19 protein-coding genes are annotated in these 23,254 nt (G+C 38.0%); 17 read left to right on the top strand and 2 right to left on the bottom strand.

The window, feature by feature from the left end:
• Positions 1-2 precede the first annotated feature (2 nt).
• The 9 genes from KHA95_RS14960 to KHA95_RS14920 all read left to right on the top strand — a co-directional run bounded on the left by KHA95_RS14960 (position 3) and on the right by KHA95_RS14920 (position 11,682).
• Entirely contained in the window at positions 3-1,058 is a 1,056-nt protein-coding gene (locus KHA95_RS14960; RefSeq protein ID WP_213138325.1) for a response regulator transcription factor, read from the top strand.
• 215 nt (positions 1,059-1,273) lie between these two features.
• Positions 1,274-2,317 carry an ABC transporter substrate-binding protein gene (locus tag KHA95_RS14955; protein ID WP_213138324.1) on the top strand — a complete coding sequence of 348 codons (1,044 nt, stop codon included), beginning with the start codon at positions 1,274-1,276 and terminating at the stop codon, positions 2,315-2,317.
• 73 nt (positions 2,318-2,390) lie between these two features.
• A complete protein-coding gene (locus KHA95_RS14950) occupies positions 2,391-3,479 on the top strand; it encodes an ABC transporter ATP-binding protein (protein ID WP_213138323.1) in 1,089 nt (362 codons plus the stop codon).
• A complete protein-coding gene (locus tag KHA95_RS14945) occupies positions 3,466-5,124 on the top strand; it encodes an ABC transporter permease (RefSeq protein WP_213138322.1) in 1,659 nt (552 codons plus the stop codon). Before KHA95_RS14950 ends, KHA95_RS14945 begins: the two co-directional genes overlap by 14 nt.
• Positions 5,125-5,151: 27 nt before the next feature.
• Positions 5,152-6,267 carry an ABC transporter substrate-binding protein gene (locus tag KHA95_RS14940; protein WP_213138321.1) on the top strand — a complete coding sequence of 372 codons (1,116 nt, stop codon included), beginning with the start codon at positions 5,152-5,154 and terminating at the stop codon, positions 6,265-6,267.
• Between the two features lie 14 nt (positions 6,268-6,281).
• Positions 6,282-7,112 carry a hypothetical protein gene (locus tag KHA95_RS14935; RefSeq protein ID WP_213138320.1) on the top strand — a complete coding sequence of 277 codons (831 nt, stop codon included), beginning with the start codon at positions 6,282-6,284 and terminating at the stop codon, positions 7,110-7,112.
• 403 nt (positions 7,113-7,515) lie between these two features.
• A complete protein-coding gene (gene ybaK, locus KHA95_RS14930; protein ID WP_213138319.1) occupies positions 7,516-7,992 on the top strand; it encodes a Cys-tRNA(Pro) deacylase in 477 nt (158 codons plus the stop codon).
• Between the two features lie 16 nt (positions 7,993-8,008).
• On the top strand, positions 8,009-10,255 hold the full coding sequence (locus tag KHA95_RS14925) for a UvrD-helicase domain-containing protein (protein ID WP_213138318.1): 2,247 nt from the start codon (positions 8,009-8,011) through the stop codon (positions 10,253-10,255).
• 32 nt (positions 10,256-10,287) lie between these two features.
• Positions 10,288-11,682 carry an MBL fold metallo-hydrolase gene (locus tag KHA95_RS14920; protein ID WP_213138317.1) on the top strand — a complete coding sequence of 465 codons (1,395 nt, stop codon included), beginning with the start codon at positions 10,288-10,290 and terminating at the stop codon, positions 11,680-11,682.
• 44 nt (positions 11,683-11,726) lie between these two features.
• Here KHA95_RS14920 and KHA95_RS14915 read toward each other — a convergent pair whose 3' ends face one another.
• Positions 11,727-12,608, bottom strand: a complete 882-nt coding sequence (locus KHA95_RS14915) for a DMT family transporter (protein WP_213138316.1) — start codon at positions 12,606-12,608, stop codon at positions 11,727-11,729.
• A gap of 168 nt (positions 12,609-12,776) precedes the next feature.
• Here KHA95_RS14915 and KHA95_RS14910 point away from each other — a divergent pair, with 168 nt between their 5' ends.
• Positions 12,777-13,115, top strand: a complete 339-nt coding sequence (locus KHA95_RS14910) for a hypothetical protein (RefSeq protein WP_213138315.1) — start codon at positions 12,777-12,779, stop codon at positions 13,113-13,115.
• Between the two features lie 42 nt (positions 13,116-13,157).
• Here KHA95_RS14910 and KHA95_RS14905 read toward each other — a convergent pair whose 3' ends face one another.
• On the bottom strand, positions 13,158-14,366 hold the full coding sequence (locus tag KHA95_RS14905; protein WP_213138314.1) for an RtcB family protein: 1,209 nt from the start codon (positions 14,364-14,366) through the stop codon (positions 13,158-13,160).
• Positions 14,367-14,451: 85 nt separating this feature from the next.
• Here KHA95_RS14905 and KHA95_RS14900 point away from each other — a divergent pair, with 85 nt between their 5' ends.
• The 7 genes from KHA95_RS14900 to KHA95_RS14870 all read left to right on the top strand — a co-directional run bounded on the left by KHA95_RS14900 (position 14,452) and on the right by KHA95_RS14870 (position 23,243).
• Positions 14,452-15,363 (top strand): nuclease-related domain-containing protein, encoded by a 912-nt coding sequence (locus tag KHA95_RS14900; protein WP_249316942.1) that lies wholly within the window; start codon positions 14,452-14,454, stop codon positions 15,361-15,363.
• 664 nt (positions 15,364-16,027) lie between these two features.
• The gene (locus KHA95_RS14895) at positions 16,028-16,408 is read left to right on the top strand and encodes a VOC family protein (RefSeq protein ID WP_213138313.1); all 381 of its coding nucleotides are present in this window, start codon (positions 16,028-16,030) and stop codon (positions 16,406-16,408) included.
• Positions 16,409-16,616: 208 nt separating this feature from the next.
• Positions 16,617-18,641 carry an alpha-glucuronidase family glycosyl hydrolase gene (locus KHA95_RS14890; RefSeq protein ID WP_213138312.1) on the top strand — a complete coding sequence of 675 codons (2,025 nt, stop codon included), beginning with the start codon at positions 16,617-16,619 and terminating at the stop codon, positions 18,639-18,641.
• A gap of 24 nt (positions 18,642-18,665) precedes the next feature.
• The gene (locus KHA95_RS14885) at positions 18,666-19,631 is read left to right on the top strand and encodes an ABC transporter permease (RefSeq protein ID WP_349305485.1); all 966 of its coding nucleotides are present in this window, start codon (positions 18,666-18,668) and stop codon (positions 19,629-19,631) included.
• Between the two features lie 15 nt (positions 19,632-19,646).
• Positions 19,647-20,519 (top strand): carbohydrate ABC transporter permease, encoded by an 873-nt coding sequence (locus tag KHA95_RS14880; protein ID WP_213138311.1) that lies wholly within the window; start codon positions 19,647-19,649, stop codon positions 20,517-20,519.
• 105 nt (positions 20,520-20,624) lie between these two features.
• The gene (locus tag KHA95_RS14875) at positions 20,625-22,262 is read left to right on the top strand and encodes an ABC transporter substrate-binding protein (protein WP_213138310.1); all 1,638 of its coding nucleotides are present in this window, start codon (positions 20,625-20,627) and stop codon (positions 22,260-22,262) included.
• A gap of 195 nt (positions 22,263-22,457) precedes the next feature.
• On the top strand, positions 22,458-23,243 hold the full coding sequence (locus KHA95_RS14870; protein ID WP_213138309.1) for a Nif3-like dinuclear metal center hexameric protein: 786 nt from the start codon (positions 22,458-22,460) through the stop codon (positions 23,241-23,243).
• Positions 23,244-23,254 lie beyond the last annotated feature (11 nt).

Below are 23,254 nucleotides of genomic sequence, written 5' to 3'. Positions count from 1 at the left end.
ACATGTGGAGGATGGTTATTGCTGATGACGAATGGTTTATCCGCGAAAGTCTTCATCGGGGCATTGACTGGAATGAATTACATATTCACGTTGTTGGCGTTGCCTCCGATGGATTGGAAGCACTAGAAGTAATAAAAAATGAACGCCCTCATCTTTTATTAACTGATATTAGGATGCCAGGAATAGATGGACTAGAATTAATCCAACAAGCAAAAGAAATGGCTCCACATTTACGCACCGTTATTATTTCTGGATTTGAGGAATTCACGTACGCGCAAAAAGCGCTGAAAATTGGCGCCGATGACTACATATTAAAGCCAATTGAGGAAGAAGATTTAGTGTTAATTGTAAAGCGTTTAATTGATGAGTGGGAAAAGGAAAAGGTTGAAATGCTAACACAGCATCTATTTCTTGGGCACGTAATTGACCTAACCCTGTTTGCAAAACAATATGCGTTTATATGCTGGGAAAGTAGCGTGCCTGTCCAAATACCGATCATGCCGGGAGTGAGCTGCCTCGTCCATCAAGAGTGTGAAGGGATCTTATTTATTGAGGAAGCAGAAAAGAAAAAAGAATATGTTCGGCAATTAGATGAATTTTTTAAAAACCATCAAATCGTTGGCGGTCGCAGCATCCTTTCTGAAGAGCCAACGGACTTTCAACATTTGTATAAGCAAGCATTGATGATTAAAAATCAATATAAAAGCAATCAACAAAAGGGATTATTTTCAGAATCGCCTTCACCAATCAATATGGAGGAAGTCATTCAATATATTAAAGATCATTATCAGGAATCGATTTCATTACAAGATCTTGCTGCTCAATTTTTTATTTCCGATAGTTATTTCAGTCGAATTTTTAAGGAGCATACAGGACAGAATTTTATTGAATATGTTACAGAACATCGGATAACCGTTGCTAAAGATTTATTGAAATATACATCACTCAAAACAAATGAAGTAAGTTCGTATGTAGGGTATACGGACCAACGCTATTTCAGTCAGATTTTTAAAAAGTACACTGGAATGACGCCTACTGCGTATAAAAAGACTTGTTAGTAGGGAGTCTCTGAGAAGAAAACTTGCCGTGAGTTCTAACGAACAATATAAGGGTGTCCAAAATGTCAATTTCTAGACATTTGGACACCTTCTTTATGATTAAAATCGCCCGAAATATTTTCAACATTTATGAAATTATACCTCGTTGTTAACGCTTTCTTTCGGGATATATAATGGATGTAGAAATGAACATAAAAAAAGAGGGGTTGAGATGATTGAAAAAGGTATTAGCTTTTATGCTTCTTGTTTTACTTTCATTTACGGTTGCAGCTTGTGGAAATAAGGAAAAAAGCAGTGAGGAAACGGGTAATAATCAGTCGAAAGAAAAGGCTTCAACAAAAGTAACCGTATATTCACCACATCAAGCAGAAATTATCAATCCAATTGTAAAAGAATTTCAGGATCGAACAGGCATTGAAGTCGAACTAGTGACAGGCGGTACAGGTGAATTATTAAACCGGATGAAGGCGGAAGCGAATAATCCGTTAGGGGATGTTTTCTGGGGAGGTGGAGCTGAGTCATTAGCTGCCTTTAGTGAAAGCTTTGAACCATATAAAGTCGAAAATGATGGAGAGATTGCTGATATTTATAAAAGTGCAGACGGAGCGTGGACTGGTTTCTCTGCGTTGCCAATGGTCATCATGTACAACAAAGATATGGTGGAAGAGGCAGATGTTCCACAATCGTGGAGCGACTTACTTGATCCAAAATGGAAAGGAAAGATCGCTTATACCGACCCTGCTAAATCGGGATCATCTTATACTCAGCTAGTGACGATGTTATTTGCTCAAGAGGATGACGGAAATGATGGATGGGATTTTGTCGGCAAATTTGTCGATAATTTAGATGGGAAAATTTTAAGCGGATCAAGCATGGTGTATAAAGGAGTAGCTGATGGAGAGTTTCCAATCGGGATTACATTAGAAGAAGCAGCTTACCGCTATATTTCAGGCGGTGCCAATGTTGACGTTGTGTATCCATCAGAAGGAACATCGGCTGTTCCAGATGGAATGGCGTTAATTAAAGGAGCTAAAAATAAAGAAAATGCACAAACGTTTTTAGACTTTTTAGCAAGTAAAGATGTTCAAGAAATCATTGTAAAAGAGTTTAATAGACGCTCCATTCTTGATGGGATTGCGGCTCCAGAAGGATTAATTGATTCTAAGGATATTCCGTTAGTAGATTATGACTTTAATTGGGCATCTGAGAATCAAGATGAAGTAATGAAGAAATTTCAAGATTTAATTATTGGAAAATAAAAGAATTGAGAAGAATCGTATATTCGTACGATTCTTCTCAATCTATTTGGATAGATTGAGGGGGAAGGCAACGATGACAGATGTTCGGATTGATCAGGTTACAAAGTATTTTGGTGAGATGAAAGCAATCAATCAAGCGGATATTCATATTAAGGAGGGGGAGTTTTTTACATTATTAGGACCGAGCGGATGTGGAAAAACAACCTTATTACGCGCGTTAGCTGGATTTTATCGGCAAGACGAGGGAAATATTTACTTTGGGGATCAATGTGTGAATGATGTGCCAGCACATGAACGTAATATAGGAATGGTTTTTCAAAGCTATGCAATTTTTCCACATATGTCGGTGTTTGATAATGTCGCCTATGGGCTGAAGGCGCGGAAAGTAAAAAAGCCAGAAATTCAAACGCGGGTAATGGAAGCGCTAGAAATGGTGGAGCTTGCCCATTTAAAAGATCGTCAGCCATCACAAATGAGCGGGGGACAACAGCAACGAATTGCCCTTGCTCGTGCAATTGTCATTCATCCAGGTCTGTTATTAATGGATGAGCCGCTATCAAATTTAGATGCGAAGCTTCGTTTAAAAATGCGCTCGGATATTCGGGAGCTGCAAAAGCGACTTCATATTACCACCGTCTATGTGACACATGATCAAGAAGAAGCATTGGCCGTATCTGACCGAATTGCGGTGTTGAATCAAGGAGAAATTCAGCAAATCGGTAAGCCGCATGAAATCTATTTGCGTCCGGTAAATAAGTTTGTAGCCAACTTTATTGGATCAACGAATTTTCTTGAAGGTGAATTGTTTCAACAAACGATTAAGCTAGAAGGTGTGGAATTCCCCATTTCTATTGATTTATCTTATGAAGGAAAAGTAATTTATAGTGTGAGACCGGAACAAATTCGACTAAAGAAGACGAATTCGGAACAAATTGGCCCACTTGTGAAAGGGATCATTAAAGAGACGACGTTTCTTGGCGAGAAGGTGGAATATAAGGTTGAACTAGCTTCAGGGACATCCATTCATATTCATGAACATGCGGTAAGTTATCGAGATTTAATGAATGAGGGAGAAACAATTGAATTGTATTTAAATCCTGAAGAAGCAATTATTTATTCAGAAAGTGGAGAGGAGGCTTTGAACCTTCATGGCACCTCATAAAACGAAAAAGTTATTTCGCTGGGATTTTTGGAATTTTGTCACGCTAGCTGCCTTTTTGCTCGTGCTCTTATTATTAGTTTATCCTTTATTTAATATATTTGTTAATAGTTTTGTTCAAGAGGGCAAATTCACATTAGAGACGTATAAGGACTTTTTTACATTAAAATATTATTATAGCTCGCTAACAAATAGTTTAATAGTCTGTTCATTAGCGACGATTTTTGCGATTTGTTTAGGGCTGCCAATGGCTTATATTATGGCTAGATTTGATATTCCGTTTAAGAAAACGATCCATATTTTAATTATATTAACCTTGCTCTCCCCTCCGTTTATCGGTGCGTATTCATGGATATTAATGCTTGGAAACAACGGTTTTCTAACGAGATTCTTTCATGATCTTGGCTTGAATACGAAGTCAATTTACGGATTGCACGGAATGGTTTGGGTATTTACGATTCAGTTTTATCCGCATATTTATTTATACGTATCAGGGGCATTAAGAACGATTGATTCATCATTAGAGGAAGCGGCGGAAAGCTTGGGAAGTGCGCGTTGGGGAAAATTAAAAAATGTAACAATCCCATTGATCTTTCCTACATTATCTACTGGAGCATTAATGGTATTTATGGCGTCCTTTGCTGATTTTGGAACACCAATGTTGATGGGACAAGGAATTAAAGTATTACCCATTTTAGCTTATGAGCAATTTATTAATGAAATGGGTGCAAATCCCGCAATGGCAAGTACACTAAGCATGATATTATTAGCTGTAAGTACAAGTATCTTATTTTTACAACGATATTTAGTATCACGGAAAACATTTACAATGAGTGCGCTGCGACCTCCAACAGTGATTAAATTGAAGCCCATTCAAAAGTTTTTTGCCCTTACCTATGTTTTTATCGTAGTTGGTGTATCTATCATCCCGCAAGCAACGGTGATCACAACCTCTTTTCTAAAAACAAATGGACCAGTATTTACTTCACAATTTAGTTTAGACAGTTATCGTGAAGTGTTGTACCGAGTTCCCAAAGCGATCGTTCATACGTTCACTTATGCGAGTGTGTCGATTGCGTTTATGTTAATTGCCGGCTTATTATTATCTTATATTGTCGTAAGAAGAAGTTCGAAATTAAGCTCGCTTTTAGATGCATTGATTATGATTCCTTATGTTATACCTGGCACGGTGCTTGGGATCAGTTTAATTATTGCGTTTAATAAGCCACCGCTTGAACTAACGGGAACATGGATCATTTTAGTGATGGCCTATTTTATTAGAAAATTGCCATATACGATGCGGTCGAGCACAGCAATTTTGTATCAAATTGATAAAAGTGTCGAAGAGGCATCCATTAGTCTCGGTGTCCCGCCAATGAAAACCTTTTTCAAGACGACCGCTGTTTTAATGATTCCGGGGGTTTTATCAGGAGCGATTTTAAGTTGGGTGACAACGATTAATGAATTAAGTTCGACGATCGTTTTATATGCGGGATCAACTGCAACGATCACTGTTGCGATATATAGTGAAGTATTCACAGCCAATTTTGGTACCGCCGCAGCTTTAGCTTCAATATTATCTTTAAGTACCATTATTTCACTTATTATCGTAACGATTATTTCTGGGAAAAAAGGAGTGTCGCTTTAAAATTTAGGCGACAGAAGGAGGAAGATAATGAAAAAGTATTTTGCTTTTATAAGTGCTATCATTCTTTTCCTCTGTCTATTTTTTCTATACTCTTTAAAGCCAGAAAAAGCGAATGAGCAACAAATGAAAAATAAAAGACAAATTGTATTTTGGGTCTATTCCCCAAGCTGGCTAGAGATCGCTGAGCAATTTGAAAGAGAGCATCCGAATGTGAGGGTAGTCGTCAAGCTTTTGAAAAATTCTCCTATTTTATTAGAGGAACTCTACGCAGCGCAGTCAGCAGGAAGTCCGCCAGATATTGCTGAGATGCCGTCCTGGTATGGTGCTTATCCACTCATCGAATCAAATGCGCTTTTGCCTGTTGAGGATTTTTTAACGGAAGAATATAGGGAGGAAATGCCAAAAGCAATAGCGAAACGTTTTCAATTATATGATACATTATGGGCCATTCCAATTAGTTATGAAATCCCTTTATTATATGTAAATGAGGCATATCTATCGAAAGTGATGCACTCTGCTGATGACTTAGACAGTCTAGATCATTTGCTTCAAATAGGAAAAGAGCTTACGGACACAACAGCAATATGGGGAATCAATGCCGATAATATGTACCCATGGTATGTAATGAATTTGAATGAAGATACAAACGAAAAAAGTGCTGATTACCTTGAGCATGATCCAGAATATCTCTTTCATATGAACCATATGGCATTGACGCAGTTTGTGAATGGAGAAGGCGGAATTCTTCTTAGCTCTTCTGGAAAAATGCAACTGATCGAAAAATTAATAGGAAGTAAGTTTAAATGGAGTATTGCCCCTTTTCCGATTGCAAGCGAAAAAGTTATCCCAAATGGGAACGGTCTTGTGATTTTTAGAAAAGGAGAACGATTATCTGATGACATGGAACAATTTTTAAGTTATGTTCAAACGGAGGAGCAATTACGGAATTTCGCCATCCATGCATCAATGATTCCAGCTCATGCAAAATTAATAAACGAACCGGATTTTTTAGACGTTTACCGTCATTTTCCGGGCTATCAAGCAGTATTATCGAAAAGTTTACAAATGAAAGGAAAACTTTTACAAAAAGAAGATGGTGAACATTGGAATTCAATCGTAGAGGCAAATGAAAATAAAGAATAGGGTGGGAGAGGACGATGACCATTACGATCAAAGAGATATTAAATGAAGGAAAAATCGGAGTCCCAGAAAAATGTGAGGATTTATATGTGACGAACGATCGCTTTGTAGCTGTGATCGATGGTGCGACAAATATTACAGGTCAGTTGATTCAAGGAAAGGCACCTGGTAGATTCGCTGCTGAGGTCGTTCAACATTCAATTATGAATGCTAATGCTGACTGTACACTCGAAGAATTAGTAGCAGAAATGAATTCTAATTTACTTCAACTATATGAAAAATACGATCTATTGCATGCGATTGAGGAACATGCATGGATGGCGCCTACTGCGTGTTTCATTTGTTACAGCCATTATTATCGAGAAATTTGGCAAATTGGCGATTGCCAATGTTTAATCGATGGGCAACTCTATACAAACGAAAAACAAATTGATGAGATTACCGCGAATGCAAGAGCCTTATTTTTAGAAGCTGAAATAAAATCAGGTAAAACAATTGAAGAATTGCTTGAGCATGATACAGGCTGGGAGTATATTCAAACATTAGTTCAATTACAATATTATTTGCAAAATGATGAGAACAATCAGTTTGGCTTTGAAGTGATCAATGGTTTTGAGGTCGATTTTTCAAGGGTAAAAAGGATAAAAGTCCCTAAAGACGCAAGGACAATTATTCTCACTTCGGACGGCTATCCGACAATCAAGTCAACATTGGCTGAAACGGAAAACACTTTGCAGCAGCTGCTCCAAGCAGATCCGCTTTGCTTTCGACAATTTAAATCGACGAAAGGGCTTCAAAAAGGGCAATTATCTTTTGATGATCGTACATATATTAAGTTTGAAATCTGACAATCACTAGAAGAGACTGGTATGCAAATATAGTTAAACGGATAAAAATAAAATAACCTTCAGAGCCTTACTACGATATACATGTAGCGGGGCTCTAATTTTTTCATCATATGAAGAACTTCTAAATAGCCCCTTCCTTCATCCGACGGGTGCATATTGTTTTTTCGTTTCCACTATTCACCTACTTTTCTCATTATACGCATGTGGTGAGAACGTATATTCCCGCCTGATTGATGTACAGAACAATGGAAGTTAGGTGTCACGTCTGAAGGAAGAGAAAAAATGGCCAACCGCCATTCATCTCCCAGCTACTCATTGGGCAATGCCCTCCCATTCCTTAAGGTGGGAGTTTTTCGTCGGAATTTGATAAAATAGTATCCAATATGATATGAGGGACGATTGTATGAAAAAAGACAAAACGAATGCGATGCGCATATTAGACCGAGCAAAAATCGATTATTTAATGATAACTTATCAACTAGAAGATGGAAAAGTCGATGGAGTTTCCGTTGCTGACAAAATAGGGAAAGAGGCACAGCAGGTGTTTAAAACATTGATTTCAAAAGGGGCAAGTGGAGCCTTTTATGTGTATGTCATCCCAGTAGCAGCTGAACTTGAATTAAAAAAAGCGGCAAAGGTTGCAGGTGAAAAAAAGATCGAAATGATCCCAGTCAAAGATATTACTAAAGTTACTGGATATGTGCGAGGAGGATGTTCGCCGGTCGGGATGAAAAAGTTATTCCCAACCTTTATTGATGCGAGTGCAGAAGCTCTTGAAACGATCATCGTGAGCGCTGGAAAAATTGGTGTCCAAATGGAGCTAACGGTTGAGAATTTAGCGGCAATAACAAAAGCGAAAATTGCCCAATTAACGAAATAATAGGGAGTACACAACGATGAAATCAACAAAAACACGCTTTTTTAAGCTGCCTTTGGGCGCACAATCACATCAAATTCCGTTTGCCCAGATCGCTGAGACGGCAACGAGCGTGGACATTGTACAGTCTATAGAAAATGACGCGTTTTATTTTCGAGCGCTGGAAGAGCAAGGAATTCAATTAAATCGAGCACAGTTAGATGCAGTGAGAAGCACGGATGGACCGTTATTAGTATTGGCAGGTGCTGGTACTGGAAAAACGTCCGCGCTCGTCAGTCGAACAGGCTATTTGCTTCAGGTAAAGCAAGTGGCAGCCCAACATATTTTATTGATGACATTTACGAAAAAAGCTGCTGATGAAATGAAGGAGAGGATTGCGGCATTGCCTGGCATTAGAGATTGGCAAGCAAAACAAGTAGAAGTCCGAACGTATCATTCTTTTTTCCTTCACATATTAAGACATGCCGGATATCGTCAAGAGATGTTAACGAGTGATTCATTTAAACAAATTTTACTGAAGAAAAAAATGAAAGAGCTTGGCCTGGAAGATGAATTACAGCCAGAGTCGATTTTGTCCGTCTTATCGCTGTACAAAATGAGCGGAAAAACAATGGAGCAGATGCCAGAAAAGACGCAAGCAGACAAAGAAATCAAACAGCTTGCGTCGTATTATGAGCAATGGAAAAGAGATCATCAGAAACTTGATTTTGATGATGTGTTAACGGAAGCCTACGCCTTGCTTCAGCGTGATGAAAGACTTTTGCGGACATTGCAGCAACGATTTCAATATGTAATGGTCGACGAATTTCAAGATAGTAATCCACTTCAATATGAATTAATTAAACTGATCGCTTCGCCGCAAAATCATTTATGTGTTGTAGGGGATGACGATCAAACGATTTATGCTTTTCAAGGAGCACGGAATGAGATTATTTTAGATTTTGATAAGCAGTATCCACAAACAAAAACGGTATTGCTAACGACGAATTACCGTTCCACTTCTCCAATTGTTGGGCTTGGAAATGCGGTCATTCGGCAAAATAAAATTCGTAAAGAGAAGCAGCTGCAATCAATATGTAAAAGCAATCAAGTTCCAGCTTATTTGCGTCCATGGTCAACAGATGAAGAGGCTGAATGGATTACGGAAGAAATTCAAAGAAAAGTAAAGGAAGGTAACTGTACATATAAGGATATTGCGATTTTACATCGAACAGCAAGCAATAGCCGGGCAATTTTTGAGCAATTAGCACTTGAAGAAATTCCTTTTTTTGATTATGGATTAGGGCATTATTTTTTCTATGAGCAAAGCAACGTAAGTGTTGTGCTTGCTTATATGCAATTAGCGACCAATCCGCTTGACTGGCATGCATTTGAACAAATTCTGCCTACGATGTATATCCGAAGGGATGCAGGGATGCAGCAAGTCCATGCAGAGCAAATCCGCCAACCGAAACAGCAGTTGATCGATCATATGCTTGTGTACCCTGGATTAAAAGCATATCAGCTCAAATCAATTGAGCAGAAAAGACAGCTGCTTATTCAACTTCCGACATTAAAACCGAAAGATGCGATCAAACGAATCCGGCAGCAATTTTATGATAAGTATATCGAAGCGAATGATTGGCAAACGGTTACGACACAAAAAGAAGCGATAAAGGAGCAGCTTGACGAACTTGAAACATCAGCCAGCCGTTTTGATCGTCTAGAAGACATGCTTTCGTTTATTAAAGATATGAAAAAGCGCTACGAACAAATGAAATCGGCTGGAAATGATTCAGCAGCAGATGTAGTAAAAGTGATGACAATCCATAAGGCAAAAGGACTCGAATTTCCAATTGTGTTTTTCATTGGTGCATCTGAAGGAATTGTTCCACATATTACAGCGATCGAAATGAAAAAATATGAAGATGTGAAGCTTAAGGCGAAAGTTCAGGCAGAGCAGCTCAAGGCAATTGAAGAAGAAAGAAGGCTTGCTTACGTGGCGATAACAAGGGCGAAAGAAGAACTATTTATTAGTTCGCCAGCTTTTTATCGCGGGAAAAAAGTAGAGGTATCGCGTTTTATTCAAGATGTGTTTATAGATAAAGAGAAAGCAAACACATCGAAGCACCACGGGGAAAGTGCAGAAAAAGTATATGCATGGATATGCACATCCAACAGCTGCATAGCTTGGCAGCGAATCATTTCACATGAAGAAGCGATCCTGCCTAGCAAACAATGCCCGCTTTGTTCTGCGCCGATGGAAAAAGGGGAGAAGAGTATTTAAAACTTCAATGAAATAAAAGGGGAATGTGGTCGATGAAAGTTGTAAAGCCAACCGTTTTTCCGAAGCCGGGAACATATAGTACAAATAAAGTCCATGTGAATATGATGAGTTTTACGAAAGACGCTCACATTTATTATACGCTCGATGGCAGTGATCCTAATCAAGAAAGTGCGACATTCAATATAGCTGATGGTCTATTAACATTGCAATTAGATGAAGGAGAAGCTCAAAAAGACTTTTACCTTAAGGCGATTGCGATCAAAGAAGGATCTTCCAGTGATGTCGCTGCATTTCATTTTTCAATACGAGCGTTGCCTAATGACGAATATTTCTATACGATTCTTCAAGAAAAAGAAGCTGGTTCTCCGGCGATTATTCGAATCGAGGACGAATATCAGGTGAAGATGTACTTTGTCATTGGAAGTGAAAGAGCGATCTTGATCGATGCAGGTTTAAATAAGGAAAATGACCTGAAAGGCTTTTTGGATATGCTAGCAGATGGACTGCCGTATGAGGCAGTGATTACTCACGCACATCCTGACCACGATGCACAAGCACAATCATTGATCGATCAAGGGATTACCGTTTATCTTAATTCGGAAGAAAAAGCAACGTTAGATCAATTTGGAGGAACGTTAACTGGCTTTGTTGACTTTAACGAAGGTCATATTTTTGACTTAGGAGATTGTCAATTAAAAGCATATAAAATACCCGGACATACGAAAGGGCATATCATTTTATTAGATGAAAAAAATGGCCTGCTTTTTGCTTCAGATGCATTTGGAAATAACCGTAATACGTTAATGGATACGGCATTTCTTCATCTAGCTGGTGGAGAAGAAAGTACGATGGATCGATTCTTAGCTGTTTTACAAAATTTTAGACATGCTACGAGAGGCAAGATTAACAAAATCTTTTTCGGACATAATGATCATGTTTTAAATGAAAATTACCTCGAAAATCTTGAAAAAGCGGTACAGCAAGCCATTGATTTTGGCGAAGAGGCATTGTCACCAACGCTTAGACCAGCTAAGGAATGCATGGGTTCAAGCAAAATTAGCTTGATCGGAAATTATATGACGGATTTGGATTGGGTTGGAATTAATATTGAACATATTTATTCAGATAACTATACTTCTGAAAATATTGATACACTAAGTGCAGTTTTCATAAAAGGTGGTTCAATGGAGCCTGCATTTGATCCAAAAACTGAAAACTATACGCTTAGATTAGATCAAGATAGCGCTGAAGTTGAGATATTAGTACTAGCAACATCAACAAGGGCGCAAAACGTTGAAATTAATGGTGTTGCCGCCAATCAAAATGAATATGCCAAAATGGGCGTTCATAAAAATATGGAGATCGTTATTCAGGTCGTATCCCCAAATGGCAAGAATAAAAAGCAGTACACCATCGTAATTAAATGAGTATACAAAAAAATTCGAGAAAATGGATTCTCGAATTTTTTTGCTTAAACCGTTTCGCCGAATCTTTTCCTTTTTACAACTTGAATCTTTGTCTCGGAAATAATAATCGCCCCTAGGATGAGAATTGCCCCGATAATCATTTTCGCGGTTATCATTTCTTTTAATATTACGACCGAAAAAGCCATGCCCCAAAATGATTCCGTTGATAGAATAATCGCCGCTTTCGTTTCGGTAATGAATTTCTGTCCAACCGTTTGCAGTAAATACGCGATCGTCGTTGAGAAAAGCCCTAAATAAAGGAGGGGGAGCAACCCTTCTGACTCGAATGTGAAGGATGTTTCACCTTTAAACAGGACGGTAATCCAGCTGATAACGGCAGCTGTTACCATTTGCACAATCGTCAGCAGTATACCGTCCTCATTTTTTACAAATTTCGCCGTATAAAAAATATGGAAGGCAAATCCAACTGCACAGCAAAGTGTCAGCAGATCCCCAATATTAACTTCAAAAGATAATTGAAGTGAAAGGACGGCAACACCTGCCAAAGCTGTAATCGCACCAACTAATTCAAACGTATTTAACTTTCGTTTATACAGAAAAAATCCGATAAATGGAACAATCACAACATTTACCGCTGTTAAAAAAGCATTTTTGGAAGGTGTCGTATGAATGAGTCCAACTGTTTGGAGCACGAAGGCTACGTATAAAAAGAGCCCTAAAATCATGCCTTTTACAAGTGTACTTCTCTTTATGTTCGTCAATTTTTTATTAAATACAATGCATAAAATCACTGAACCGATTAAAAATCTACCTGCCAAAATTTGATAAGGCGTGTAATGCTCCAACGCCATTGCGCTGCCAACAAATCCACTTCCCCAGATGATTGCTGTAATGACAAGTCCTATCTCACCTAAGTATTTTCGCACAAGAATCACCACCAAATTCGATCAATAGAACTATTATAGTTGATGAATCGTGGTTGTGGGTAATTCTTTTAGTTAAACAAGTTGTAATCTATGAGTAATCGTCCTGAAACGTTCAACTGCTAAAATGGACAATGGATCTTTATTGCTATGAAGAAAGGGGACTTGATCATGGAAGATCATGTGAAAAAGTCATTGGAAGAGTGGAAGGAAGAAATTTGTGATTTATTAATTGAAATAGATAAAGAATATGAAGAGGTCAAACGGGAGCTCCAAGTATATTCTTATAAATTCAGTATTACAAAACAGGTAATCCAATCAACCGTTAATGATGAAATTATAAAAAGCATTCGTGAGCTGTACCATACACCGTTTGAGGAAAGATTCGTAAGCTTAAAAGAAGAAATAAGAGACCTCGATGAAAAGAAAAAAGTGTTCCAAATGTTTGTCGATAAAATTGATAAAGTAAAAGAAAGAAATAACGAACAACAGTATTCATCAGTTACATAAAATATCCCAAGGTTGAACTTTTTCAGCCTTGGGATTCTCATATTAATCCTTATATGGATCAAATTCGTAGGCGCCTGCCATACATACTCCAATCGGTTTAAGAACGTGTAAAATATCAATCGTGTCTTTATGGGCATCAAGTACATTTTGTAATTTTCGATAGACAAATGGACTTTCATCTGTGCCGCCTCCACGTAATTCTACACCGAAGCTTTTTATCGCATCATCCATTTGCTTTTGAGAAATTTGCCCACCTGTTCGCGTACGTTTTCTCCAATTCATTTTTCCAGCTGCCTGTGTACGACTCATAATTCGGCCGGCACCGTGAACCGTACTATAAAACGCATTCTGATTTTCTCGTGTGTCTTTTCCTTGGACAATGACAGAAATATCGCCCATGCTTCCACCAATAAAGCCGAGCTGACCAGGCGCTGATGGGGTTGCCCCTTTTCGAACGACAATATAATCTTTACCACGGTGAGACTCTTTCCAAGCGAAGTTATGATGATTATGAACTTCGAAAGTGGCCTTGGCACCAAGAATAGCCAACACTTGTTCAATCACATAATCCCTGCCAGCGTAGGCGTATTTACCAGCTAACATCATCGCACGGTAATACAGGTCACCAAGTTCACTATGTAAGTCAATTAATGTAGGTGCCTGCTCCATGCTTTCTCCCGGAGCTCGATCTGAAAATTTACGCCCATTTGCGAGATTAAGAAAACCGCTAGCGGTTTTATGTCCGAAGCCTCGGCTTCCGAAATGGTTGGCGATCCACACATCTCCTGTTTTTTCATCGATAAGAAGATCAACAAAGTGGTTGCCCGAACCGACCGTACCTAATTGATCGCTTGCTAATTTTTTTAATTGGTCATGTTCATGCTTGCCAATTTGTTGATACACGCCCCAGTCCGGGTCATCGAAAAGTTCGTGATCTACTTTAGTCTTATTTTTACGGCCTATTCCAAACGAGATTTTTTTAGCGATCTCATCCATGATATGTGGGATACCGTCCTTAATTTCATTGTATTGAATATTCGTTTTTACCGCCTTGTTTCCACAAGCAATGTCATAACCGACGCCAGATGGAGAGATTTGCCCATCATAAACAACGACTCCACCTACTGGCTGGCTATAACCGTAATGCCCATCCGCACAAAGGACACCGCCAACTACATCGCCAGTCTTTAAACAGTTATGAAACTGACGTAGTGTATTCTCATCATGTTGCCCGAACGTTACGATATGCATGAAGTTGCCTCCTGAAAAATTGTTATCATGACTCTATTATATATGAATAGATCATGTATAATGAAGAAAAAAGGAGATGTAGTGAATGATCCAATTAAAGCCTTGCGTGGCGTCCAAGAAGTTAGAAATTCTTAGAGTCTTGCACACTCGAATGAATTTTTCTATGAAAGAGAAAAAGTATTATTTGAATCTAGAAAAAGGTTATCAGGGTGAAGTAAAATTTGCCCAATTAACAAGGAAGCTCGAATGTGAAGGTTACATACTCCATGATTTATGCCTCGAATATAATCACTCCTTATTCCAAATTGACACATTAATCATATCCCAAAAAACAATTTTTCCAATCGAAGTAAAAAATTATGATGGTGACTATGTATATGAATCTAGAGAATTTCGAAGTCACCCATCCAATCAAGAAATAATGAACCCGTTAGATCAGTTGAAACGAAGTCAAACATTGCTTCGCTCACTACTTAAAAGTCATGGGATTCATTTCCAAATTGAAAGTTACGTCGCTTTTGTAAACCCCGAATTTACTTTATATCAAGCCCCCGTACATGCACCAATCATTTTTCCATCTCAGCTTAATGTCTTTATGAAAAAATTAAATGAATTACCGTTAAAACTAGATGATCAGCATAAAAAGCTAGCCAACCTCTTAATTTCACTACATCAAAAAGAATCACCATATGCTCGCTTACCATCCTACGATGCCAGTCAATTGAAAAAAGGAATTACTTGTAACAGCTGTCGTTCTTTTGAAATGTCGATTCTTGATAGGGAATTGATCTGTGTGAAATGTGGATGCATTGAACAATTTGAATCAGCAGTCCTACGGATTGCCGAGGAAATAAGACTTCTTTTTCCAGAGAAAAAAATTACGACTCGGATTGTTTATGAATGGTGTAAAGGAATAAAATCTAAAAAGTCGATTCATCGGATTCTTATGAAAAATTTCCGATCAATGGGGGTTAAAAAGCATAGATACTTTGAATAAAACGTTGAACTAGTGAATTCGAATCATAAGCTGTCTATAAGGTCGTATCTAATCGCCCATTGCCAGTGAAAATCGCTCAAAGCAGTCTATAAAGTCGTGTCTAATCGCCCGTTGCAAGTAAAAATGGCTCAAAGCAGTCTATAAGGTCGTGCCTAATCGCCCATTGCTAGTGAAAATTGCTCAAAGCAGTCTATAAGGTCGCGCCTAATCGCCCATCGCCAGTAAAAATGGCTCAAAGCTGTCTATAAGGTCGCGCCTAATCGCCCATTGCCAGTGAAAATCGCTCAAAGCAGTCTATAAGCCGTCGCCTAATCGCCCGTTGCTAGTGAAAATGGCTCAAAGCTGTCTATAAGGTCGTGTCTAATCGCCCGTTGCAAGTAAAAATTGATCGAAGCTGTCTATAAGGTTGTGTCTAATCGCCCATCGCCAGTGAAAATCGCTCAAATCTGTCTATAAGGTCGTGCCTAATCGCCCGTTGCAAGTAAAAATGGCTCAAAGCAGTCTATAAGGTCGTATCTAATCGCTCCCAATCAGGGAAAACAAGTCTCCTTCACTGGAATTTCATTACGGCTCAATGTGTTACTTGCTACCCTGGCGATAAGCTTTGTTAAAAACAAATATGATATGATAATAGTTTAGACAATCATTAAAAGAAGGTGTTAAAATGATAAAAATAAAAGGGCTTCATCATATTAGTCTGGCCGTGACGGACTTAGAGAAAAGCAAGCAATTTTATGGGGAAATTCTAGGTTTAAAAGAGTTAAAGCGACCTAATTTTGAATTTGCTGGAGCATGGTTTGAAATGGGTGAGAAACAGCTTCATTTAATTGTCTGTCCTGAATCAGAGTCATTAAGAGAAAGCAGTGAAATTATTACTGTTGATACGCATATCGCATTAAGCGTGGAAGCAGAATATAATGATGTTTTACAGTATTTAAACGAACATCAAGTACCAAATTATGAAAATACAACGACAAGAAGCGGATTTACCCAAATATTTTGTCTGGATCCTGATCGGCATATTATTGAATTAAATATTCGTTAATGAAAAAGAACGTGCAGCTAACTTCTTAAGCTGTACGTTTTTTTTAGAAAATCTAAAAAAAGTGGAACTTTATCTAAAGACTGTGCCCTTATATGAAAACGCTATCATTGCTATACTAGGGTTCAAGAAGATAACTTACGAATAAATCTAGTATGGTAGTGTTCAAGAATACAAGCCTGAATATTTTTAAAAAAGGGGGAGTTATAAAATGCATACTAGTAAAGCAAAAGTCAATAAAAGTTATAAAGCATGGCTGCAATATACGCTTAAAGATGAAAAGGATGCCAAAAATTATTCAAAATATGTAGAAACAATTACATATGAAGCAGAGACGAAAATCATTGAGTCTGCTAGAAATGAGTTGTCACACGCAATTGAAGAGATGTTTGAGATTTCTCCAAGCATTCAATGTGGATCAATCAATGATCAAGGTAGAGGAATCGTTCTCCAATTATCCGCTGATCGTCAGCCAATTGATGAATATAAAATCGAACAAATTAATGAACGCGTGATCATTAGTAGTGGGTCTGATAGAGGGATTTTGTATGGAGTGTTTCACTTACTTCGACTCGTACAGATGGGAGAAAAGCTTGAGGGTATCTCGATCGTTGAAAAGCCATTGAATCGACTGAGGATGATGAATCATTGGGATAATATCGATGGCAGCATTGAGCGTGGGTATGCGGGCACATCGATTTTCTATACTGATGACCAGTTTATTGGGGATGAAAAACGGATTGAAGATTATGCGCGGCTGCTTGCATCGATTGGGATTAACGCCCTTTCAATCAATAATGTGAATGTACATAGAGTTGAAACGACACTTATTACCGATTTACTGCCAGAGGTGGAAAAAGTAGCCTCAATTTTTAGGGGATACGGAATTACCTTGTTTTTAAGTATCAATTTTTCAAGCCCAATTGAAATTGGCGGGTTATCAACAGCAGACCCGCTTGATGAAAATGTACGAGCTTGGTGGAAAAGTATCGCAGAGCATATCTATAAGCAAATTCCAGACTTCGGTGGTTTTGTTGTAAAAGCGGATTCGGAATATCGACCTGGACCGTTTACATATGGCCGTGACCATACGGATGGAGCGAATATGCTAGCTGATGCTTTAAAACCATATGGCGGAATCGTTATTTGGCGTTGCTTCGTATATAACTGCCTTCAAGATTGGCGCGATCGCAAAACCGACCGTGCAAGGGCTGCCTATGATCATTTCCAGCCATTAGATGGTCAGTTTGACGAAAATGTTATTTTACAAGTGAAAAATGGGCCGATGGATTTTCAAGTAAGAGAACCAGTATCCCCATTGATTGGCGCCCTTCAGAAAACGAATCAAATATTAGAACTCCAAGTGACGCAAGAATATACAGGGCAACAAAGACATTTATGCTATTTAGTTCCTCAATGGAAAGAAGTGCTAGATTTTGATACATATGCTAACGGAAAAGGGACAGAGGTTTATAAAATTACATCTGGCAAGGTAAATGACTATCAATATAGTGGTATCGTTGCGGTTTCAAATATAGGATCTGATGAAAACTGGACAGGACATGATTTAGCGCAAGCGAATTTATATGGATTTGGCAGGCTATGCTGGGATCCGACTTTAGATGCTGAAACAATTACGATTGAATGGATCCAACAAACATTTGGAAATAGCCCTAAATTAGTACGTACATTGCAAAAAATGTTGTTGAATTCCTGGAGAATTTACGAAAAATATACTGCTCCATTAGGTGTTGGCTGGATGGTAAATCCAAATCATCATTATGGACCAAATGTAGATGGATATGAATATTCCTTATGGGGGACATATCATTATGCTGATCGAAATGGAGTCGGTGTCGATCGAACAATGGAAACAGGAACGGGCTATTCAGGGCAATATCATGAACCAAATGCAAGCATGTATAACTCACTATCCCAATGTCCAGACGAATTATTGCTTTTCTTTCATCATGTACCCTACACGCATCAATTACAATCTGGAAAAACGGTCATCCAATCGATTTATGATACGCATTTTGAAGGTGTGGAAGAAGCCGAAGAATTACTGAATGACTGGCTGTCTTTAGAAGAAGAAGTTGATCATCAGCGTTATCAAGCAATTGCTGACAAATTACGTGAACAGCATGAGCATTCAAAAGAATGGCGTGACATCATCAATACGTATTTTTACAGAAAATCCGGTATCGATGATGAAGAGGGAAGAAAGATCTATTAATAAAAGGATAAAGGAGGGGCGAGTGTGCAACAATTGGTTGAAAAATCCGACGTAAACGTAAAATTAAATAAGCCAAAAACGACAAAATTACAAACATCAGTCAGATCAATTAAGAAAGATTGGCAACTTTATTCGTTATTAATCATTCCGGTTGTCTATCTGATTATTTTTAAGTATGGTCCAATGTTTGGGAATATCATTGCTTTTCGAAAGTTTTCACCTGGAGGAAGTATTTTTGGCGACTATTGGGTTGGTTTGCATTACGTAAAAATGTTCATTGCTGACCCAACATTTTTAAAAGTCTTTAAAAATACACTCATCCTTAGTAGTTTGACATTACTAATTACATTTCCGGCCCCCATTATTTTTGCACTTTTATTAAATGAGCTCAAATCAAGGAAATTTAAAAGATTTGTGCAAACAGCTTCTTATTTACCGCATTTTTTTTCCGTTGTTATTGTTTCAGGAATGATCTTAGAACTCGTAGCTGTTAATGGATCGATAAATAATTTGGTTGAATTTTTCACAGGAGAAAGAATTAGCTTTATTCAAAAACCTGAATGGTTTAGAACAATTTATATTGGCTCGGAAATTTGGCAAGGTCTAGGTTGGGGAGCCATTCTTTATCTAGCTGCACTTACGGGTATAAGTGAAGAGCTATATGAAGCCGCTAAAATTGATGGAGCTAATCGTTGGAAGCAAACGATTCATATTACGATTCCTGGGATTCTACCGACAATTATTACGTTATTAATTTTAAATATTGGTAGTTTATTGGCAGTTGGATTTGAAAAAATATTACTAATTTATAATCCGCTAAACTATAAAACATCTGATGTCATTGCTACTTATGTTTACCGGGTCGGTCTAGAGTCGAGTAACTTTAGTTATGCCACTGCGATCGGTCTATTTGAAGGAATAATAGGGTTAATACTCGTCTTTTCAGCCAATTTTATTTCTAGAAAGCTAACTAATAATAGTTTGTGGTAAAAGGAGGGAAGCATTTTGAAAGAATCCGTGCAATACAAAATATTTCGGGTATTTAACGTTACATTACTAATCACGATTGTTGCTTTAACCTTTTATCCCTTTATAAATATTGTTGCACAGTCGTTCAGTTCGGAATCTTATATCAATGCTGGAAAAATAAATCTGTGGCCAAAAGGATTTAACATAGATACTTACAAACTGATTGTAAAGGATAAAATGTTCTGGATTAATTATAAAAATACAGTTGTTTACACAGTTGTAGGGACAGTCATTCAAATGATAGTAACGACGATGTTTGCCTATGCTTTATCAAAGAAGCGTCTGTTAGGAAGAGAATTCTTCACGATGTTTGCTGTATTTACGATGTTCTTTGGTGGGGGTCTTATTCCTAACTATGTATTAGTTCAAAAATTAGGCATGGGTAATACGATGTGGGCGATTGTTATACCAGGAGCAATGAGTGTTTTTAATATGTTAATTATGAAAACATTTTTTCAAAATCTTCCGGATGAACTCGAGGAAGCCGCAATTATGGATGGATCGACTACGTATGGGATTTTGCTGAAAATTGTCATCCCTCTCTCTTTGCCGGTGATTGCAACAATGATTCTCTTCTATGCAGTAGGAAATTGGAATTCATGGTTTGCGGCGTTTATCTATTTGGATAGTAAGGAACTATTCCCAGTACAGATTTATTTAAGAAACTTAATTAAAGGAGCCGAAGGAAGTATATCAGCCGGAGCAACGAGCGCAGACAATCTGACACAAATATCCGCAAATATTAAAGCGGTTACAATGGTTCTAACTGTACTACCAATCTTATGTGTTTACCCGTACGTACAGAAATATTTCGTTTCTGGCGTCATGCTTGGTTCTGTAAAGGGGTAATCAATGATTGGCTCAGTCTAGATAAGTAACTAGAAAGGAGGCGGATCAATCACATCTCTTATTGCTGTGCTACTTATATGACAATTTTAAAAGGGGGAGAATGGAATGAATAAGCGTTTTAAGAGGTTTCTATATTTACTTTCCTGCTTAATGATCTTTAGTTTTTTATTAGTCGCTTGTAATAATGCAGAAAAAACAGAAGGAAACAATGAAAAAGAAGTAGTCGATGTTCCTGAAAGTGAAAATGCAATGGATAGCTACGGAGTTGGTGATCAATTTAAAGCAAAAGAAGAATTGACCTTTTCTATGACGTTTAGTGATCACCCAAACTATCCTTATAAGAAAGAGTGGCTTTTAATAGAAGAGATTAAGAAGAGAACAAATGTGAATTTAGACATGACAATTATCCCGATGAGTGATTATGGCGAAAAAAGAAGCTTACTCATTAGTAGTGGAAATGCCCCATTAATTATACCAAAGACATATCCAGGAGAAGAAACACCATTTGTTGCTTCGGGCACGATTCTACCTATTAGTGATTATGTTGATTTAATGCCAAACTTCAAAGACAAAGTTGAAAAATGGAATATTGAACCTTTTCTAGAAGGTTTACGCCAAGATGATGGAAAATATTACTTGCTGCCTGGTCTGCATGAAGAAGTGTGGCCTGATTACACATTAGCTATTCGGACGGATATTGTGGAAGAACTTGGCTTTGAAATGCCGAATACTTGGGATGAATTGGAAGAGATCATGGTAGCAATGAAAGAAGCCCATCCAGAATCGACTCCATTCTCTGATCGTTGGCAATTAAATAGTACTCTTAATGTTGCTGCGGTAGGTTTTGGAACATCAGCAGGTTGGGGGTTAGGATCTGCATTAAATTATGACGAACAAGAAGACAAGTTTATTTTCGGAGCAACATCTGATGGATACAGACAACTAGTAACTTATTTCAATGGTCTCGTTGAAAAAGGATTACTTGATAAAGAAAGTGTAACGCAAGATGATGATCAAGCGATTAAGAAGTTTATTAATGGAGAATCTTTCGTCATTGGAACGAACTCACAAACGGTTGTTGACTACCGTAAAGATATGAATGAGACATTAGGTGAAGGTAATTTTGCGATTAAGAAAATTATCCAGCCTGGGGGACCAGCAGGGCAGTTAATGGGAGGGTCCAAATTAGAGAACGGAATTATGATTTCTGCTAAAGCAAAGGATGATCCAAATTTTGAAGCCTTACTGCAATTTGTTGATTGGCTATGGTATAGCGATGAAGGTCAAGAATTCGCTAAATGGGGGGTAGAAGGAGTTACCTATACGAAAGACGGAGGTAAACGCGTCCTAGCAGATGACGTTAACTATGTTGGCCTAAATCCAAACGGAACGAAGGCATTAAATGCCGACTTTGGCTTCTCTGGTGGGAACTTTGCATACGGTGGTACGACAGATCTACTTCATTCAATGTTTGCAGAAGAAGAGATTGAATTTCAGGAAGCGATGCATGCAACTAAAGAGCTTGTATTGCCGGACCCGCCAATTAAGTATAGCGAAATGGAACTTGAGCGAGCAAACTTATTAAGCACACCGCTAAAGGATTTTGTTGCTACGGCAACATATGAATTTATTTTAGGGGATCGTGATCTGTCTAAATGGGATGACTATGTAAAAGAGTTGGAAAACATGGGAATGCAAGATTATGTTGATCTGGCAAATGAAGTGTATAAGAAATCAAAGTGATGAAATAATTGAATGATGAATCATTGCCTGCAATAAAATCGAAACAAAATTATTGCGGGCAATGATATTAACCCGCTTCATTCCCGCAAATTTCCTACTGTAAGATTAATTATATCCTTCAATCCGATTATCTAAATATTAAGCTTAAGTTAATAAGAGTAATGTTTTTAAACTTCCATAAAGGCAGGGATAGTAATGACAATTCTCGTTCGGGATGTAGTGGATCAACTTATAAAGCCCGCACAGAAATTAGAACCAACAGTAGATCGGTTAATCGCAGGTAATGAACAAGTTCCTATAAAGGGGATGGCGACAACATTTATTGCGACGCAGCATGTCATTCAACAAGCAATCGATTTAGGTGTAAACCTACTTATTACTCACGAAGGAATCTACTATCGCCATCATGAGCAATGGCTTAATGACCCTGTATATGAAGAGAAAAAATGTCTGATTAAAAATGCGGATATCGCTATCTTCCGTTTTCATGATTATGTTCATTTATATAAGCCTGACGGTATAATGGCGGGTCTACTTTATAAATTAAACTGGAAAGCTTATGTAGAGAAGCATTGCGACATTGTTTCTGTCCTTTCCCTTCCTGCTATTTCCCTAGATGAAATGACACAATATATAAAAGCGAGGCTAAATCTTTCATATGTTCGTGTAGTCGGCGATCTGTCAATGATGTGTGAACGCGTAGGGCTATTAGTTGGATATAGAGGAGGAGGCGATCTTGCGATTCCGTTATTCCAGCAAAATCAACTTGACGTCATGATTATAGGCGAGGGTCCTGAATGGGAAACTCCTGAATATGTGCGAGATGCAGTTCAGCAAGGTCGAGGCAAGGCTTTAATCGTACTTGGTCACGCAGAAAGTGAGAAGCATGGCATGGAATACATAGCTATAAAGCTCCAAATGCTTTATCCTAACATACCAGTTCATTTTATTGATGATAAACCAGTTTTTCAATTCGTATAATGGGTAACTTT

The sequence above is a fragment of the Bacillus sp. FJAT-50079 genome (genome assembly GCF_018343515.1).
Taxonomy (GTDB): Bacteria; Bacillota; Bacilli; order Bacillales; family Bacillaceae_C; genus Lederbergia.
Note: the sequence above shows the minus strand (reverse complement) of the source record. Positions and strands in the feature narration are given on the sequence as shown.

Coding starts and splice junctions, on each gene's coding strand:
- KHA95_RS14920 (WP_213138317.1), top strand. CDS start 10,288: ATGAAAGTTGTAAAGCCAACCGTTTTTCCGAAGCCGGGAACATATAGT.
- KHA95_RS14870 (WP_213138309.1), top strand. CDS start 22,458: ATGACAATTCTCGTTCGGGATGTAGTGGATCAACTTATAAAGCCCGCA.
- KHA95_RS14935 (WP_213138320.1), top strand. CDS start 6,282: ATGACCATTACGATCAAAGAGATATTAAATGAAGGAAAAATCGGAGTC.
- KHA95_RS14910 (WP_213138315.1), top strand. CDS start 12,777: ATGGAAGATCATGTGAAAAAGTCATTGGAAGAGTGGAAGGAAGAAATT.
- KHA95_RS14940 (WP_213138321.1), top strand. CDS start 5,152: ATGAAAAAGTATTTTGCTTTTATAAGTGCTATCATTCTTTTCCTCTGT.
- ybaK (WP_213138319.1), top strand. CDS start 7,516: ATGAAAAAAGACAAAACGAATGCGATGCGCATATTAGACCGAGCAAAA.
- KHA95_RS14875 (WP_213138310.1), top strand. CDS start 20,625: ATGAATAAGCGTTTTAAGAGGTTTCTATATTTACTTTCCTGCTTAATG.
- KHA95_RS14890 (WP_213138312.1), top strand. CDS start 16,617: ATGCATACTAGTAAAGCAAAAGTCAATAAAAGTTATAAAGCATGGCTG.
- KHA95_RS14900 (WP_249316942.1), top strand. CDS start 14,452: ATGATCCAATTAAAGCCTTGCGTGGCGTCCAAGAAGTTAGAAATTCTT.
- KHA95_RS14960 (WP_213138325.1), top strand. CDS start 3: ATGTGGAGGATGGTTATTGCTGATGACGAATGGTTTATCCGCGAAAGT.
- KHA95_RS14895 (WP_213138313.1), top strand. CDS start 16,028: ATGATAAAAATAAAAGGGCTTCATCATATTAGTCTGGCCGTGACGGAC.
- KHA95_RS14925 (WP_213138318.1), top strand. CDS start 8,009: ATGAAATCAACAAAAACACGCTTTTTTAAGCTGCCTTTGGGCGCACAA.
- KHA95_RS14905 (WP_213138314.1), bottom strand. CDS start 14,366: ATGCATATCGTAACGTTCGGGCAACATGATGAGAATACACTACGTCAG.
- KHA95_RS14950 (WP_213138323.1), top strand. CDS start 2,391: ATGACAGATGTTCGGATTGATCAGGTTACAAAGTATTTTGGTGAGATG.
- KHA95_RS14945 (WP_213138322.1), top strand. CDS start 3,466: ATGGCACCTCATAAAACGAAAAAGTTATTTCGCTGGGATTTTTGGAAT.